Genomic DNA, 16,387 nt, shown 5'->3' on the forward strand with positions numbered 1-16,387 from the left:
AATGATTGAGGATGTTTAAGAAAATTTTTGTGTACACGTTATTGGTAACGTTATTGTTTCCGACCTTTTCTGAAGTTGAAGCGAAGAGTACAAATAAAGATTTAGCTAATCTTCTCATGGTACCATTAGATGACCGCCCTGCTAATTTATATTTTCCACAACAGGTAGGAAAAACGGCTGGTGTCAATGTTGTCACACCACCAAAGGAAATGCTAGGTTACTTTACAACCCCTGGTGATGGACAACAGATTAGCGAGTGGTTGTTAAAACATGCAGAAGATGCAGATGGCTTTGTAATTTCGACGAGTATGTTAGCATATGGCGGGTTAATCGCTTCACGTACGGGTGTAAAATCGTTGGAAGATGCAATGCTGAATATAGAGGTTATTAAACAGTTAAAGGAAAAATATCCAGAAAAACCGTTATACGTCTATGATACGATCCAACGATTAGCCGTTACAGCCATTAGTGATGAGTATCTGCAGTATTACAGTCAAATCCAGAGTTGGGCTATTCTATATGATCAAGTTCATAATTTAGGGATGGAAGAACATCGGGAAGATTTGGAAGAATTAGAGCGAATTATACCAGCCGAAGTGCTAGAAGATTATAAAGCGGCAAGAGCTCGAAATCATGAAGTGAATAAAACATTAATAGATTGGGTGGATGAAGGGCATATTGATTATCTCATTTTAGCCCAAGATGATGCTGCACCACATGGTCTTCACCGCGCTGAACGAGAGGTATTAGTTGAAAAAGCGGAATCCCTTCATGTAAACGACCAAGTGTCTGTGTTTCCGGGTGCTGATGAAGTTGATGTCGTTCTTGTATCAAGATTTGTAACGAACTTGTTCAACACATCATCCAAAATCCATATTACGTATGGTGGTGTACATGGAAGTGAATGGATAGCTCCTTACGAAGATACAACGTTTGATATTAATGTTGAGAAACATATTCTTGCAGCTGGTAGTGTTATAACTAATAATCCATCAGAAGCTGATATACACTTAGTACTTAATACGCCACAGAAAGATCATGACCGCCAAGCCGAGATCGACAAGTTAATCGGAAAGATTCAATCCCTTATTGATGAAGGGAAGAAAGTTGCTATCGGTGATGTTCGCCTGGTGAATCGTGCTGATGGTCCATTTGTTACCCGACTCGCTGAACAAATAGACTTAACAAAAGTTCATGCGTATAGCGGTTGGAATACAGCCGGGAATGCCCTCGGCATTACATTAGGTCACGCAATAGCTAGGGATTCCTTCGTAACACAAGAGGCTGGTTTTGGGGTTCCACTGTATGAAAAGACAGCAAAAGCCCATTATGAGTTTTTATTGCACCGTTTCGCTAAGGACCAAGGATATAAAAACGTCGTTCATAGTGCCGCTAATGCATATGCAGCATCACTTGGGGCAAGTCCTTGGAATTTAGGTACTTATTATGATGTAGTAAATGACTTCGTGATCGAAAACTTAACTGCTGAAACAGAAAAGTGGTATAATCATTTCGATGGAAAACAAGTTTACATTGGAACTAGAGGGGAAAAAGACTTCTATCGTACAATTGACAGGCTTGTGGATGTTCACGTCCAACTACCTTGGCCAAGGACATTTGAGGCAGAATTAGAACCAACATTACATTTAAAATAATAAAAAAACACTTGTTGTCTCCTTGAACTGATCTACGAGTTTGAGACAACAGAAAAAAACACCTAGGCTACCTGTTCCCCAAATTCAAGTGGGGACAGGTAGTTTAATTTTGCCTGAAGTCGTATTTGATTGTAATAATAGATGAAATTCTTTACTTTTTCCACTACAATAGGATTTGTAAGAAACTCTCGTGGCTGAGAGTAGAATTCTTCTGACTTTATGGTTGAGTGGAAGGATTCAATGACGGCGTTATCCAAGCAGTTGCCTTTCCGAGACATGCTTGTGATAATGCCTTTTTCTTTAGCTAAATTTTGAAAAGCGTAAGATGTGTATTGGGATCCCTGATCACTATGTAAAATAACACCTTCGGCGTTACGGTTTGCAACAGCGTCTCTTAAAGTATCCAATACTAGAGTTACATCCTGATTCAAGCTAATACGGTAAGCAATAATCTCATTATTGTACAAATCCATAATACTAGATAGATACATCATGGATTGTCCGAATGGAAGATACGTTATATCTGTTACCCATTTTTCGTTAGGCTTAGCTGCCTTAAAATTACGCTCCAAACGATTTGGAACGACAATCTGACTTTCTCCTGCCAGTTTTACTTTTCTCTTTGGCTTAACTCTACATTGCCATTTGTACTTCTGCATAATCTTTTGTACCGTATTACGATTAACCTTCACATTATAATCTCTTTTAAGCCAGGCTCTTACCGTCCGATAACCTATACGGAACTGATGCCTTTCACAAATTTCTTTAATTTGCAGCTTCAACTCACTTGGTTTACGAACTCCTCGTTTCCGCCAGCGGTAATAAGTAGCACGGGGGACCCCAATGCAACTGCAAATCGTAGAAATCGTATATTTTTCTTTTAGATCCTCTACAAGCTCTAAAACAATCTCTGGTACCAACTCCTTTCGATTTCCTTGTACTTTTTTAAGATTTCTAGATGAATGTGTAAAGATTGATTCTCTTTCTTTAAAAGTTCAACTTCTGTTAGTCCGTCAGGACCTTTTCCAAAACTATATTGTTTACCAATAGGCTGAGAAAACCGGAACATTTCTCCTTTTCTATACCACATCAACCATATCCTGATGAGAGTCATTTATTATACCTAACTCCTCCATAATTTCACGATTGGAGTATTGTCCAGACATTTTCATTTCAATAGCTTTCATTTTTGTTTCATATGAGTAATAATTCTTAGTTCTCCCCATAAGAAAAACACCTCCTGTAAGTCAAATAATAATTACGACTTAAGGGGTGTGTTTTCCTTTGTCTCATTTAAATAGGTCTCTTCATCCTGACAACAAGTGTTTTTTAGTTTGCAAATGGCGTACCGTAACATGATTGTACAGTGAGAGAATGAACTAAGTTGAATGATTTTATTCTTATGATTCGTTCATTAAACAGTGGTACATATTGAATGTTTCTTATTGATAGGACCAATTACCTTATTTTTAATAAATCCTATTTCTATATAAACATGTGTCGAACATAGCCGATATGTGAAGTATATAAAGTGAGTAACATTAATTTAGGAGTGTAATCATGTTTAAGCTTACTAATCTATTGAAAAGATTATGGGAACACCGAATTGAAGAAAAAAAAGTAATTCCATATATAAAAAAAGAGCACACGGAAAAGATGGCCGGTAGTCAAGAGGAAATAGATGAATTCAAAATCGATATTCAAATGTCCAGGGGTTCTAAGAATTATAAAGTGTTACATGATTTATTAATTGAAAATCCTGAATCGAGTACTGGATATTCTCATATTGATCATGTTGTCATTACTCCCTATGGCATATTTGTGATTGAAACGAGATATGAACAAGGCATAATATATGGGTCCAGAGAATGTAAATTTTGGCTCATTAACGGAAACGTTAAGATGGTGAACCCCTTATTTCAAAATGATGGTATTATCAATGCCTTAAAGAACTGCATGGAACATAAATACGGAGAAAAAATTGTCTCCTTAGTATCTTTTTCTAAGCAGTGCACGTTAAAGGTAGATATGAATTTACGTAATGTTAAAGCTGATGAATGTGTAATGTATGATGTAAATGTAAACGAATCGATTCAACGGAAAATATCGTATGAACAAATGCTTCATAAAGCACCTAAGCTAACGGAGTATGAAATAGCCTATTTATATCATCGTTTTAAGGAAGCGAATATTACGAAAACTGTAATGAACGAACAGATTCATGAACGTTTAAAACATAAAACAAGTTAACAAGTAAAAATATAGTCAAACGGTACGTATGCTGATAGCATGTATGAAACGTGGCTATGTGGGACATGTCTGTTTTTGTCTATTATAGGACTGATGTAAGTGGTATATAGTGGGAGAAAAATAGTTACCATGAAATGTAATTAGTGACTTTTTACATGTTCCGAATATAGCATTTATAATTGGTCATGTATTAAATATAAGGAATTGGGAGAAAAGTATCGACGTATTTGACGAGTGTCACGAAGCACTACAACGGTATACATCGTATTAATGGTTCCTCTTATAGGAAATATAGCCCTCGTGTTTCTACTACTTCTCGTCCTTTCTCATTACGACAATCCTAATAATATTTACCATGAATTTTGCGGAACGTTGTCCGAATTTCTTTAGAAAAGATAGTTCCTTCCCCTCATTAATCTATTTTTGTAATTCGTTACGCTAGAATTGAATCTATTTTAGGGAGGAATTACATGAAAAAATCGATTTTATCTTTAACATTGTCAGGCGCGATGGTATTAGGTTCATTTAGTGTTACAGGACTGCCGGCTCAAGCGGTAGGGGAAGGACCAAACTACAACGGCAACGAATCTATTCGAACGGATAGTCTTACTACGTATGAAGAGATGGTAACATTTCTACAGAAGCAAGATGAAAAACAATCACAAATGGAGCTTGAAGTGATTGGGCAAACCGTGAAAGACCGTGATCTTTACCTCGTTAAGTACATTTCAAATCCTGATAATCCTACAATTTTATTTTTAACCCAACAACATGGAAACGAACAGTTATCCACTGAAGGAGCGTTAGAATTTGTAAAGCATTTGGGTACGAGCAAAACTAAGAATGTACTGGATAACGTAAATGTTCTTATTTTACCAATGATGAATCCTGACGGTGCGATGGGGGATGTTAACTTCTCCTTAGACGATTATGTGGCAGATGGAGATCGGAATTTCACTCGTTATAACGCGAATGAATTTGATTTAAACCGTGAACATGATAAGCCAACACTGCTAATGCAGCCTGAGGCAAAAGCGCTCCATGAAAATGTATTAGAGAGTTATGACATTGATTATTTAATTGATCTTCACCATCAAGGTACACAAAGTGAGCGAGAAGGGAAGCTAGTTTCTGGTTCTATTTTATACCCAACGAACGAATTGGTGGATCCGGAAGTGGTAGAAAAATCAAAAAGGTTAGGCTCTGTTGTGTTTGATGCTGTGGAATCGAAAGGTTGGGGACACCTAGGAAAATATCGTGGTGGGAATACCCCTAATATTGGTAGAAACGGAATTGCTTTACGTTACGATGTAGCAACTTTACTATTTGAAATGCGTGGTATGGCTGACCACTACTATGAACCATATGTGTTAGGACAGAAGAGTCAAGGATACTTAATTAAACAAGCGGTAGTGACATTGGATGCTGCAGTACGTTCCATTGCCGACGGTTCAATTGAAACGGCTGATACAACATTTTGGGATGACTTAGAGTATCAAAGCTGGAGATCAGCTGGATCTGGAGAATAATCCTATAGAAGATGTGACAATTTTTGAAGTGTTTTTCACATGAGATTGTTCAATGAATGATTGGGCATGAGCTCGTTTTTTAACGGGTTCATGCCCTTTCATCTTTATCTATTTTAAAATTATATTAAACAAATTATTGATCCACAATGCTTTGTTAAAATTGAAAACTATGTGCTCATAATCCTATTTTCTGTCTATATAAAATTCTTTTATATCATTGTATAAAAGAATTCGATTTTATTTTTTTGAATATTTCGACTTATAATAGTATACAAGTATACAAAATAAAAAAGGATGAGGGATTAGATATGGAAAAATACCTTGCCTACATAAACGGTCAATGGTTAGGGAGTGAAAGCGGTGATACGATGCCATCGTATAATCCGTTTAATCAAGAAGTATGGGCTGAGATTCCGAAAATGTCGAAAAATGATGTCGACACGGCAATTGAAGCAGCTAGTAAGGCATTTAGTGAATGGAAATCCTTAAATGGATTAGAACGATCTAAATTAATGTTTCGTTTAGCTGATTTAATTGAAGAAAATGCAGACAAATTAGCGTTAGTCGAATCTACTGACAATGGGAAAGTAATACGAGAGACAAAAAACCAAGTGCGATTTTCTGCCAGAAACTATCGTTATTTTGCTGGATATGCAGATAAACTACTTGGGAATACAATACCAGTTGATAATAAAAATTTACTGGATTTCACAACGCAGGAGCCGTTAGGAGTTTGTGTATTAATCACAGCATGGAATTCTCCATTACCGCTGTTGGCAAATAAACTTGCTCCAGCATTAGCTACAGGGAACACTGTTGTCATAAAGCCGTCAGAACAGGCGTCTATATCAACATTGGAATTTGCCAGACTGGTAGATTTAGCCGGATTCCCACCTGGTGTAGTAAATGTAGTGACAGGAGATGGATCGACAGGCGGTAGCTTAGTGGAACATCCGAAAGTGGCAAAAGTTAGTTTTACCGGTGGGGTTTCAACAGCAAAAGTAATTTCAAGAGCTGTAAGTGACCAGTTAATCCCTACTACTTTAGAGCTCGGTGGAAAATCGCCGAATATTATATTTGATGATGCTTCGTTAGACGAAGCGATTGTAGGTGCAATGGCAGGTATTTTTGGGGCAGCAGGACAAACTTGTATAGCCGGATCGAGACTATTAGTCCACCGTGATGTTTTAGATAAAGTGGTAACCGCTTTAGTTGACAGAACAGAAAAGATTAAATTAGGTAATCCTCTTGAGGAAAGTACTGAAATGGGCCCTGTTGCCAATGAACAGCAATTAAATAAAATTAAAGGGATGATAAAACAGGCGATTGATGAAGGGGCGGAATTATTAACAGGAGGACTTGAAGATCCGGTCGTAGATAGTGATGGATACTTTGTAAAACCGACGATCTTTTATACAGAAGACCCTGCTTCACTGACGATTGCAAATGAAGAGGTTTTTGGACCGGTTTTAGTCATCATTCCATTTCAAGATGAAATGGAAGCGATTTCAATTGCGAATGATTCCGACTATGGCTTAGCAGCCGGTATTTGGACTAGAGATATTAAAAAAGCGCATCGTGTTGCTTCCAAAATAGAGGCCGGAAACATATGGATTAACACATACCGAACGTCCCAAGTAGGAGCACCATTTGGTGGAATCAAATTTAGTGGTCACGGTAGAGAAAGAAGTTGGCATGCTTTGTACGACTTTACGTATACAAAAAATATTATGGTGAACTTATCTGATGATAAACGGGATCCATTCTCGATGCAAACGAAATAAAAAAGGGGGGGGAATGATGACAAGCTGGAAACATGATGTGGATCAATGGCCTGGTAGTTTACCAACTCTAGAAGTTAATCGAGATAGGGCTGCTTTATTACTAATTGACATGCAAAATTATTATATACATGAAACAGGGTTATTCCGAAAAATTTTAAAAGAGCAATTTCCAGGCATGGAACGTTATTTTATGCGTAACATTGTTGAAAATGTAATTCCCGCGCAAAAAAGGTTACTTACCTATTTTAGGGATGAAAATCTACCAATTTTTCATGTGCGAGTAGGTCCATTACTACCGAATGGGAAAGATCAGTTTAAAAGGCGGGCACTTCGGGATGCGAGAAGAAGTGGAATGGTAGGAGAAGAACAAGCACTCGTGAAAGGCAATTTTCAACATAGTGTCATAGATGAATTAGCTCCGCTGGAAAACGAGTTTGTTCTCGATAAAAACTCCTCAGGAGCTTTTAACTCTACTGCGATAGATCAATTGCTTCGAAATGTTGGTGCCGAGTTCTTAGTAATTGGTGGCATTTTAACCAATAATTGTGTAGAAACAACTGCTAGAGATGCTGCTGATAGAGGGTACAATGTTGCGTTAGTAGAAGATGGTTGTGCTACTTTAAATGAAGAAACACAATTTGCTACTTACAAAACGTTTGCTAGAACTTATGGCAAAGTAGCTCAATCTAACGAAATAATTACCAACTTAGAAAAGTCAGCGGAAAATATATTTTATTGGTAACAATTAAACTGAATTATATAAAGGGGAGAAAAAAATGAATAGAAAGAAAGTTATGCAATTTATTTCTGTTATCGCTCTAATGTTGTTATTAGCTGCTTGTGGAAACTCTGAAACGTCAGGTAATAACTCTTCATCAGCTAACTTGTCAATGTCACTTGGTGGAACATCTGGTACTTTTTATATTCAAGGTTCATCTCTAGCTGAATATGTGAACGAAAATTCCGATAGTTTAAGAGTTATTCCGTCTACTTCAGGTGGTTCTGTTGAAAATACTAGACTAGTTGGATCAGGAGAAGCACAAATTGGTATGTCATTCTCTGGTGATTTATATAATGCATGGCAAGGTGAGGATCCATATGAAAACGAACTAAAAGATTTTTATGAATTAGGTCCTGCACAACAGATTAGTGGCTGGAACTTTATCGTCTTAGCCGACTCAGGAGTCGATACGTTAGAGGATTTAGTTGGAAAAACGTTTTCCCCTGGAGCACCTGGTTCTGGATCTGCGGCGGGTGCCGATTTACTCCTTAAAGAAGCAGGTTTAAGTGATGACATTAAAACGGTATATAATGCTTGGGGTGAGTTGCCTGGAATGTTGAAGAATGGTGATATTCAAGGATTTAACCGTACTGGTGGTGTACCAATCCCTGTAGCACAGGAAATTGACGTGACACATCCAATGAAGATTTTAGATTTAAAACCATACATGGATCAAACGAACTTTTTAGAGAAATACCCTTACTTTACAGAGTTTGTAATACCAGCAGGGTCTTATGAAGGGCAAGATAGTGAAGCAGTAACATTCGGTATGGATGTTAAGTGGGTCATTCATAAAGATGTGCCAGATGATGCTGTCCGGGAATTTTTAGAACTTTCATATACTGAAGAAGCTTCCAGTCATTTAGATAATGTATATCCTCAACATAATCACCGTGCGGAATCTATACAACCAGTCATTCCATTACACCCAGTCGCGGAAGAATTTTGGACTGAAAAAGGATTGGATCTTGCAGACCCACTACTAAGTAAGTAATAGATTAAGAGGAAATTTAGGGTAACTACTGTACTCCTAAATTTCCTTTTTAAAAGAAAGGAGGGCTTGTTTCAATGAAAAAACTATTCGTCTGGTTTATGAAACTAAGCATGATGTCAAAGCAAAGGACATTACATCAACCATACAAGGCAATCTTTAGTCTGATTTGTATTGTTTTTGCCTTGTTCTATCTATATTTAGCAGGCCCGCCATTTTTAGGGAATCCAGGTACTGGGTTAAGACGCGGCTTATTTATGTTACTCGTGTTAACGATGGTATTTATGCTTTACCCTGCCACAAAAAAGTCCATTAAACAAAGACCAACCTTGTGGGATGGATTTTTAATTATCTTAACTTTTGTATCATTCGGATACTGGATTATTTATTATAACGATCTTGTAATGAGAACTGGTGTAGCAACTACTTCTGATTCCATTATGGGGGCCTTAGCCATTATCCTATCTTTTGAAGCTACGAGAAGGGTGATGGGCTGGCTTCTCCCGATATTAGCTGCAGTTTTCTTGCTTTATGGAAACCTAGGGCAGAAGATGCCTCACCTGTTATCCCACAGTGGGTATTCTTGGGAACGATTGGCAGCCGAAATGTTTACCCAAAATGCCATTTTCGGAATTGTATTGGAAACTACGGCTAGTTACGTAGTATTATTCGTAGTCTTTGGAGCTCTGTTGAATAATTTAGGTGCTGGTGAATTCTTTGTTCGTTTTCCGTATGCATTAACCGCAGGATTTCGAGGGGGACCCGCCAAATCGGCTGTAGTAGCAAGTGGAATGTTAGGGATGATCTCAGGTAGTGCTACTGCGAATACAGTTGCTTCCGGCACTTTTACTATTCCATTGATGAAGAAAGCCGGCTACCGCGCCCACGTTGCAGGAGCGATTGAGCCATCTGCTTCAACAGGTGGTATGTTTATGCCACCGATAATGGGTGCTGCTGTATTTATCATGGCCGAGATGATTAGTGTCCCTTATGTTGAAATTATGATTGCATCAATTGTACCAGCAATATTATATTTTTTCTCTGTCGCCATGATGGCGCATTTTGAGGCGCTTCGTGAAGATATAAAAGTTGTGCCAAAAAGTGAACGGGACAATCCATGGAAATTATTAAAAGAAGGCTGGTACTATTTAACGCCAATCTTTCTAGTTATCTATCTAATGTTAACTGGTATGACACCCGCTAGATCAGTTTTTTGGACAATTATTGTGTTAATGGTGATTGCGATTATAGCAAGACTTATACAAAAAGAAAAAGCAGAGAGCAGTATATCCATCTTTAAAAGGACTGGAAAGGATATTATTGACGGTCTTGAGGAAGGATCTAATAACTCCCTTGTTATCGGGGCGGTTGTCGGTACTGTTGGTGTTATTTTAGGAATCGTTTTCTTAACGGGCCTAGGTTTTATTTTTACGACTTCTATTATGGAACTTACTTATGGTTATGTCGCGTTAGGTGTATTGTTTGCATTTATTGCTTCCTATATTTTAGGTATGGGAATGACTGTTACGTCAGCTTACATCCTAATGGCGGTACTAGTCGCTCCCGCTATACAAGCGATGGGCGTTTCTGCATTAGCCGCTCACTTATTAGTATTTTGGTATAGTCAAACATCAAATATTTCGCCACCGGTTTCTATGGCTGCATTTGCAGGGTCAGCCATTGCGAAATCAGATCCAATTAAAACTGGTTTCACGGCACTAAAGTATTCCATTTTCTTGTTAATTATCCCTTTACTTTTCGTTTATAGCCCGATACTAATGCCTGATGGACTAACAGCTAATGCTATTCAAACCATCATTACAGCATTCATTGCCGTCATCCCGATGGCTTCCGCATTATCCGGTTTCTTGGCGCGCAAGACGAATATAGTAGAACGTTTATTACTTTTCATAAGTGCTGTTATGCTAATCATTCCGAAGCTGTATATCGCCATTATAGGTCTTGTACTCTTTATCCTGATCTATATAACGCAAAAAATAAAAATCCAGAAAAAAGTTGCAACAACACCAACTATGATGGACTAATCTAACTTGGAAGGGAAGATATTATGAGTGATGTAAAACTATTAGATATCCCTATGGAGAAATATGAAGATGCTATCGTAACACTTTTAACAAAATGTGATGTACCTTACACAGATGCGAAAATAGCGGTGAAATCATTTGCCGACGCTGACCAGACAGGTGTATATACTCATGGTATATTCCGTTTACCTCATTATTTAAATCAATTAAAGAATCAAGATATAAATCCAAAACCGACATTTACATGGCTGGGGGAAGGTCGGCTCATTTATAAAATGGACGCGGATCATGCTTTAGGGAGTGTCGCTGCCCATTATGCTATGGAAAAGGCAATTAGTCTCGCAAAGGAGAAGGGGACGGGTGTCGTAACTGTCCGAAAAAGCAACCATTTTGGAACAGCTGCATTTTATTCAGAGTTAGCTTCTAAACAGGGAATGATTAGTATTGTTCTATCTACAAGTTCAAAATCTATTGCACCAACAGGCAGTAAAACTCCGTTACTAGGAAATAACCCCTGGTCTGTGTCATTACCAACTTTTGATGGTCCACCAATTACACTAGATATGGCAAATAGTGTTGTTGCTAGAGGTAAGATTAGGGTGGCTGCGTCAAAAGGCGAAAAAATTCCGTACGGGTGGGCTCTTGATTCAAATGGAAAGCCAACGAATGACCCTGTTGAAGCGATAAAAGGAATTGTTCTACCGGTAGGTGAACATAAGGGTTACGGCATTTCATTATTGATTGAAATTATTGCTGGTATATTAGCAGGTGCAGCATTTGGGGAAAACAAAGTCGACTTAGATGAGGACGGGAAACGAGATGTAGGCCACTTGATGTTTGCGATGCCAATTGAACATTGGCTACCTATAGAACAGTATAAACACCACCTAGATGAATTGATTAAGTCGATTAAAAATGCTGAAAAAATTGACGGGATTGATGAAATATATCTGCCAGGTGAAATTGAAGCATTAAAGAGAGAAGAGCAAAGTAATCAGTTTGTCCGGATTCCGCAAAGGACATGGGAAATGATACGTACTCATTTGGAGGCAGAGGCAAACATTAAAAAGTAATATAAAACTTATGAAATGTGCCGTTATTGTTTTCCAGTAACTAAAGTAGGAGGAATAAAACCAGTGCGCTCCACTTATACAAAGGGGATAATTTTTGGGTCTTCCATTGTAATTTTCTTGTTATTATTCCTTCTAACCAATAATTTATCTCTACCTATTAGTCTATCAATATCTTTAATCGTCGCAAGTATTCCTTTATGGATATTTGAACCTATTCCGTATGCACAAACAGCCTTGTTATTATTAATGTTATTTATGTTATTTGATATCGTTGAAGCTGAAGTAATACTAAGTGGATTTTCAAGCTTAGCACTCTTTTTAGTAATGGCGGGATTAATGATAGGTAAGGCTGTTAATGAAACGAATCTAGGGAAACGACTAGCTTTATGGTTCTTACTTCGTTTAATGGGCTTACGGAATGGTGTGTTAATCGGTATTATCATTATACAACAAGTTTTATCTCTATTCGTCCCTGCTCCTAGCATTCGGACGGCCCTTTTATTACCAATCGTTGAGAATTTACTTGAAGGTTTACCTCGTGGTTCTTCTGGTGTGAAAAAACAAGTGATGTTAGGTCTGGCGTATGCGGGTAACGTAAGTACGATATGTTTTTTACCTTCTGGGATTATTAATGTGATTGCAGTAGAATTTATTAATCAATATACTTCTTACACCATTTCTTATGTTATGTGGTTTCTTCTCATGATGCCAATTTGGCTACTCATGTTACCCCTTATCTACTTCACGATTACGAAGGTTGTACATGTTGAATACTATCCAAAAAAGTTTATACAAGTACAGATAAATCGTTTGAAAGAAGAAGTTCCACCGATTAATAACGAGGAAAAAAAAGCGATTATCATTTTATTCTCGGTTGTCTTATTATGGGGAACCGAATCGCTTCACGGAATCCACCCAGCTTTCTCAGCTTTGCTTGGTGTATTATTCTTCTCTCTTCCAAGAGTTGGAATTATTAAGTGGGATAAAATCGTAAAGATTAATATGAGTCTATTTTTTATCGTAGGTGCTACTTTCTCCATTGGGAATATATTAAATCAAAATGGAACAGCCGACTATGTTGCCGATCTATTGTTACAGTCAGGTTTGGTGAACATTGCAGATCATGATGTGCTCTTCCTGTTATTCATGATCATTATTGTTCATTTCTATCACATTATTATTACAAACATTGGGACAGCAGCCATTACTTTAATACCAATTACTTTAAGTATGTCAAGTTCACTTGGGGTAAATCCGGTTTATATCGTTTTAATCACAAGTGTAACCTTAGTGTTTGGCTTCATTTTTGTCATTGGTACTTTGCCAAATATTTTAGTACAAGACACGAGGGTAGTTCATCAAAGGGACTTTATCGTACCTGGAACGATATTAACAATTTTTTCTGTTGGTTTAACACTGGTGATTGCACTATACTGGTGGCCAATCTTTATATAATTAATTTGAAAGGGTGAAAATTGATGGGAGAAAATCAATTTGAATTTATTGCAACTACATGTGTATCAGATGCGTTAAAAGGACTTCATCATTTAGACAATGCTATTAAGCCTGTATCGGATGATTTGTCGGTAATTGGAAGAGCATATACTGTTAACTTGCAAGCGGGAGACAACTTGTTACTCTTAAAGGGCATTAAAGAGGCCCGAAAAGGGGATGTTCTCGTTGTTGATGCAAAAGGATACACAAATATGGCATCGGCAGGGGATTTCGTTATGGGCTTAGCTCAAACATTAGGGCTAGCTGGTGTAGTCATAGACGGTGTAATACGTGATATTAAAGGGATAAGGGAACTGAATTTTCCTGTCTTTTGTAAAGGATCTACAACAGCAGCCAGTCATAAGTACGGGAAAGGCGAGATTAATGTACCCGTATCTTGTGGAGGTACTGTAATAAAACCAGGGGATACTATTATAGGTGATGCCGATGGTGTTGTCTGTATACCGAAAGGGAAGGAAGAGGAAGTGCTGGAGGCAGCCAGGAATAAGGAACAGAAAGATATCGAACGTGAAAATAAAGTATTGGTGAACGAAGAAACTGCCCGTACATATTTAGAGGATCTTTTTTCTGAAAAATAAGAGTAATAACAGAGACAGATTCATTCTAGTTGGCAGCTTCTAATTCACCATACCAATTCTGTGACCTGGAAAAAAGAAAAAACATATTGTTGCCGGTTCCCGTTATTCAGAATTTACAATTTTTACTGAACCGGTAACAACAACCAGGAAACGGGGGGATAGAAGTCTACTATTCTCTAATATGATAAAAATCCCGTATAAAGTTTACGAATGCGGATACAACGTTAAGGTCAAGGAACTCCTTGCGATATAGCATAGATGTTTTACGTAAAACCTTTTGATTATTATAAGTTAAGTCAAATGTATGTAATTGGTCTTCGTCTTTTAAACTTATGCTCGGGAATATTCCGTACCCTAATCCTTTTTTTACCAGCTCTTTGCATGTTTCAATTCTATCTACTTCCATTGATACTCTTGGTCGAACATTAAATGTATGCTGCCACCACCCGTCAAAAGTTTGTTTTAAACCAGCATCGGTTTGATATCTAATTAAATTTAAGTTTGGCAACTCACTTAAATCAATCTCTTCCTTGGATGCTATCGAAATGGGTTCTCTATTTAACGTTAGTTGCGCATCTGACCAATTATGCTCCCCACGTAAGATGGCAATTTGAACATCTTCACCTTGGAGTAATTGTAATACATTTGAACTCCAACCTGTTGTTAAGTTAATTTCAACATTTGGGTATTTCGAGATAAAACCTTCAAGTAAAACGGGTAATTGGTATAGAGCAAAATTACTCGAAATCCCAAGCCGTAACGTACCTTGAACATCTTCTTTTAAGTTTTCAATATTGTCTTTTGTTTTGTGTAACTCTTTTAACATTTTCCTTGCATATTGAACTAAATATTCACCTTCATTCGTAAAGTGGACCCCTTTGCTTCCTCTGTAAATAATTTTTGTGTTAAATTCTTTTTCAATTTGCTTTATTCGATAAGTTAAAGCAGGCTGTGAGATATATAATTTTTGTGCGGTTTTCGTTATAGTGCCTTCTTCGTATAGTTGTAGTAAAAGCTCCCAATCTTTTTCAATCATATAGCAACTCCTTTTTTTGTTGTTTATAGAGAGGGTAATGAAAATGGATACATTATTATTTTTAGCGATTGCGTTCGTTGGTGGTTCGTTAGGGTCAAAACTGAAAATCCCAGCCGGCGCTTTAATGGGATCGATGATTTTAATAGGGACATGGCAGTGCATCGGTTACTTTGAGCCGTTAGAGGTACATTCGATGATTAAGTGGATTGGCCAAAGCATTCTTGGGGTCACATTAGCGCTGATGTTTAAGAAGAATACTATGAAATTAAGTAAATATATTACTATATTCATTGTTTTATTTGGATTTTTAACGATTGTATATTCGGCTCTCATTGCGTGGTTCATGACACTGATAACAAATTTAAATTTTATAAATGCTTACTTAGCTGTTATCCCTGGTGGTTTTGCGGAGATGTTAATTCTGACAGACACAATTGGTGGTAATGTCTCAGGTGTAGCTCTGTTCCATTTTATTCGGTTGATGTTATTACTTCTTACGATTCCATATATACTCAAATGGCTGAATGCAAAACAAAATTAAAAGTAGGTAGTGAATTTTCTTGAACATTGTACAAATCATTTTTTTAGCAATATTAGGTTCTTTGATAGGGTACTATCTTCAAATACCAATTGGGGTTCTTGTTGGTAGTTTTGTGTTTGTTTTAATTGCTCAATTAGCTTGGTTACATATGAACCCACTTCCAAAAAAAGTCCGGTTTTATGCACAAGTGCTGATTGGTGGTGTAGCAGGTTTAAATATTAATCGTGACATATTGGTACAGTTCAAAGATTTAATAATACCGAGCATTCTATCCGTAATACTACACATTTTGTTTTCCATCGGGATGGCGTATATTCTGATAAAGTTTTTACGTACTGATAGAGTGACAGCGATTACATCCATAATTCCAGCTGGTATGAGTGAAATTATCTTTATTGCAAAAGAATTGGAAACGGATGTCCAACTCGTCATTATCACGCATTTGTATAGAGTGATGATGATTATTACCTTAATTCCTTTATTAATGAAATTTCTTTTATAACATAAAAGTTATTTATAGCTAATGATAAAATTTCAATATTTCACTTATGCTATTTTCTATTTTAATATATTTATAGGTGTTTGAATAGTTGGAAAATACAAAAAATG

13 protein-coding genes and 1 pseudogene are annotated in these 16,387 nt (G+C 37.1%); 12 read left to right on the forward strand and 2 right to left on the reverse strand.

Annotation, left to right across the window (positions count from 1 at the left end; all coding sequences use genetic code 11):
- Window positions 1-11 precede the first annotated feature (11 nt).
- Window positions 12-1,655: a DUF4127 family protein gene (locus NLW78_RS03570; protein WP_254495614.1), complete on the forward strand. Its 1,644-nt coding sequence runs from the start codon at window positions 12-14 to the stop codon at window positions 1,653-1,655.
- A 62-nt stretch (window positions 1,656-1,717) separates the two neighbouring features.
- Here the strand turns inward: NLW78_RS03570 and NLW78_RS03575 are convergent.
- A pseudogene (locus tag NLW78_RS03575) lies at window positions 1,718-2,881 on the reverse strand (IS3 family transposase).
- A gap of 334 nt (window positions 2,882-3,215) precedes the next feature.
- On the opposite strand from NLW78_RS03575, the gene NLW78_RS03580 reads away from it, so the two are divergent.
- From NLW78_RS03580 to NLW78_RS03620, 9 genes are all read left to right on the forward strand, one after another.
- A complete protein-coding gene (locus tag NLW78_RS03580; RefSeq protein ID WP_254495615.1) occupies window positions 3,216-3,905 on the forward strand; it encodes a nuclease-related domain-containing protein in 690 nt (229 codons plus the stop codon).
- Window positions 3,906-4,375: 470 nt separating this feature from the next.
- Window positions 4,376-5,434: a M14 family zinc carboxypeptidase gene (locus NLW78_RS03585; protein WP_254495616.1), complete on the forward strand. Its 1,059-nt coding sequence runs from the start codon at window positions 4,376-4,378 to the stop codon at window positions 5,432-5,434.
- A gap of 308 nt (window positions 5,435-5,742) precedes the next feature.
- Window positions 5,743-7,218: an aldehyde dehydrogenase gene (locus tag NLW78_RS03590; protein ID WP_254495617.1), complete on the forward strand. Its 1,476-nt coding sequence runs from the start codon at window positions 5,743-5,745 to the stop codon at window positions 7,216-7,218.
- A gap of 16 nt (window positions 7,219-7,234) precedes the next feature.
- A complete protein-coding gene (locus NLW78_RS03595) occupies window positions 7,235-7,960 on the forward strand; it encodes a cysteine hydrolase family protein (RefSeq protein ID WP_254495618.1) in 726 nt (241 codons plus the stop codon).
- 34 nt (window positions 7,961-7,994) lie between these two features.
- Entirely contained in the window at window positions 7,995-8,993 is a 999-nt protein-coding gene (locus NLW78_RS03600) for a TAXI family TRAP transporter solute-binding subunit (protein ID WP_254495619.1), read from the forward strand.
- Between the two features lie 74 nt (window positions 8,994-9,067).
- On the forward strand, window positions 9,068-11,035 hold the full coding sequence (locus tag NLW78_RS03605; protein ID WP_254495620.1) for a TRAP transporter permease: 1,968 nt from the start codon (window positions 9,068-9,070) through the stop codon (window positions 11,033-11,035).
- Window positions 11,036-11,058: 23 nt separating this feature from the next.
- Entirely contained in the window at window positions 11,059-12,108 is a 1,050-nt protein-coding gene (locus tag NLW78_RS03610; RefSeq protein WP_254495621.1) for an Ldh family oxidoreductase, read from the forward strand.
- Window positions 12,109-12,171: 63 nt separating this feature from the next.
- Window positions 12,172-13,563, forward strand: coding sequence for an SLC13 family permease (locus NLW78_RS03615; protein ID WP_254495622.1), 1,392 nt, complete (start codon window positions 12,172-12,174; stop codon window positions 13,561-13,563).
- Window positions 13,564-13,586: 23 nt separating this feature from the next.
- Entirely contained in the window at window positions 13,587-14,201 is a 615-nt protein-coding gene (locus NLW78_RS03620; protein ID WP_254495623.1) for an RraA family protein, read from the forward strand.
- Window positions 14,202-14,370: 169 nt separating this feature from the next.
- Here NLW78_RS03620 and NLW78_RS03625 read toward each other — a convergent pair whose 3' ends face one another.
- Window positions 14,371-15,237 (reverse strand): LysR family transcriptional regulator, encoded by an 867-nt coding sequence (locus NLW78_RS03625; protein ID WP_254495624.1) that lies wholly within the window; start codon window positions 15,235-15,237, stop codon window positions 14,371-14,373.
- Between the two features lie 43 nt (window positions 15,238-15,280).
- On the opposite strand from NLW78_RS03625, the gene NLW78_RS03630 reads away from it, so the two are divergent.
- Complete coding sequence (locus NLW78_RS03630; RefSeq protein ID WP_254495625.1) at window positions 15,281-15,778, forward strand: AbrB family transcriptional regulator; 498 nt, start codon at window positions 15,281-15,283, stop codon at window positions 15,776-15,778.
- A 19-nt stretch (window positions 15,779-15,797) separates the two neighbouring features.
- Window positions 15,798-16,280, forward strand: a complete 483-nt coding sequence (locus NLW78_RS03635; RefSeq protein WP_254495626.1) for an AbrB family transcriptional regulator — start codon at window positions 15,798-15,800, stop codon at window positions 16,278-16,280.
- The last annotated feature ends 107 nt before the right edge of the window (window positions 16,281-16,387 follow it).

The organism is Salirhabdus salicampi, assembly GCF_024259515.1.
In the GTDB taxonomy this organism is placed as follows: Bacteria; Bacillota; Bacilli; order Bacillales; family Alkalibacillaceae; genus Salirhabdus_A; species Salirhabdus_A salicampi.

Coding starts and splice junctions, on each gene's coding strand:
- NLW78_RS03570 (WP_254495614.1), top strand. CDS start 12: ATGTTTAAGAAAATTTTTGTGTACACGTTATTGGTAACGTTATTGTTT.
- NLW78_RS03580 (WP_254495615.1), top strand. CDS start 3,216: ATGTTTAAGCTTACTAATCTATTGAAAAGATTATGGGAACACCGAATT.
- NLW78_RS03585 (WP_254495616.1), top strand. CDS start 4,376: ATGAAAAAATCGATTTTATCTTTAACATTGTCAGGCGCGATGGTATTA.
- NLW78_RS03590 (WP_254495617.1), top strand. CDS start 5,743: ATGGAAAAATACCTTGCCTACATAAACGGTCAATGGTTAGGGAGTGAA.
- NLW78_RS03595 (WP_254495618.1), top strand. CDS start 7,235: ATGACAAGCTGGAAACATGATGTGGATCAATGGCCTGGTAGTTTACCA.
- NLW78_RS03600 (WP_254495619.1), top strand. CDS start 7,995: ATGAATAGAAAGAAAGTTATGCAATTTATTTCTGTTATCGCTCTAATG.
- NLW78_RS03605 (WP_254495620.1), top strand. CDS start 9,068: ATGAAAAAACTATTCGTCTGGTTTATGAAACTAAGCATGATGTCAAAG.
- NLW78_RS03610 (WP_254495621.1), top strand. CDS start 11,059: ATGAGTGATGTAAAACTATTAGATATCCCTATGGAGAAATATGAAGAT.
- NLW78_RS03620 (WP_254495623.1), top strand. CDS start 13,587: ATGGGAGAAAATCAATTTGAATTTATTGCAACTACATGTGTATCAGAT.
- NLW78_RS03625 (WP_254495624.1), bottom strand. CDS start 15,237: ATGATTGAAAAAGATTGGGAGCTTTTACTACAACTATACGAAGAAGGC.
- NLW78_RS03630 (WP_254495625.1), top strand. CDS start 15,281: ATGGATACATTATTATTTTTAGCGATTGCGTTCGTTGGTGGTTCGTTA.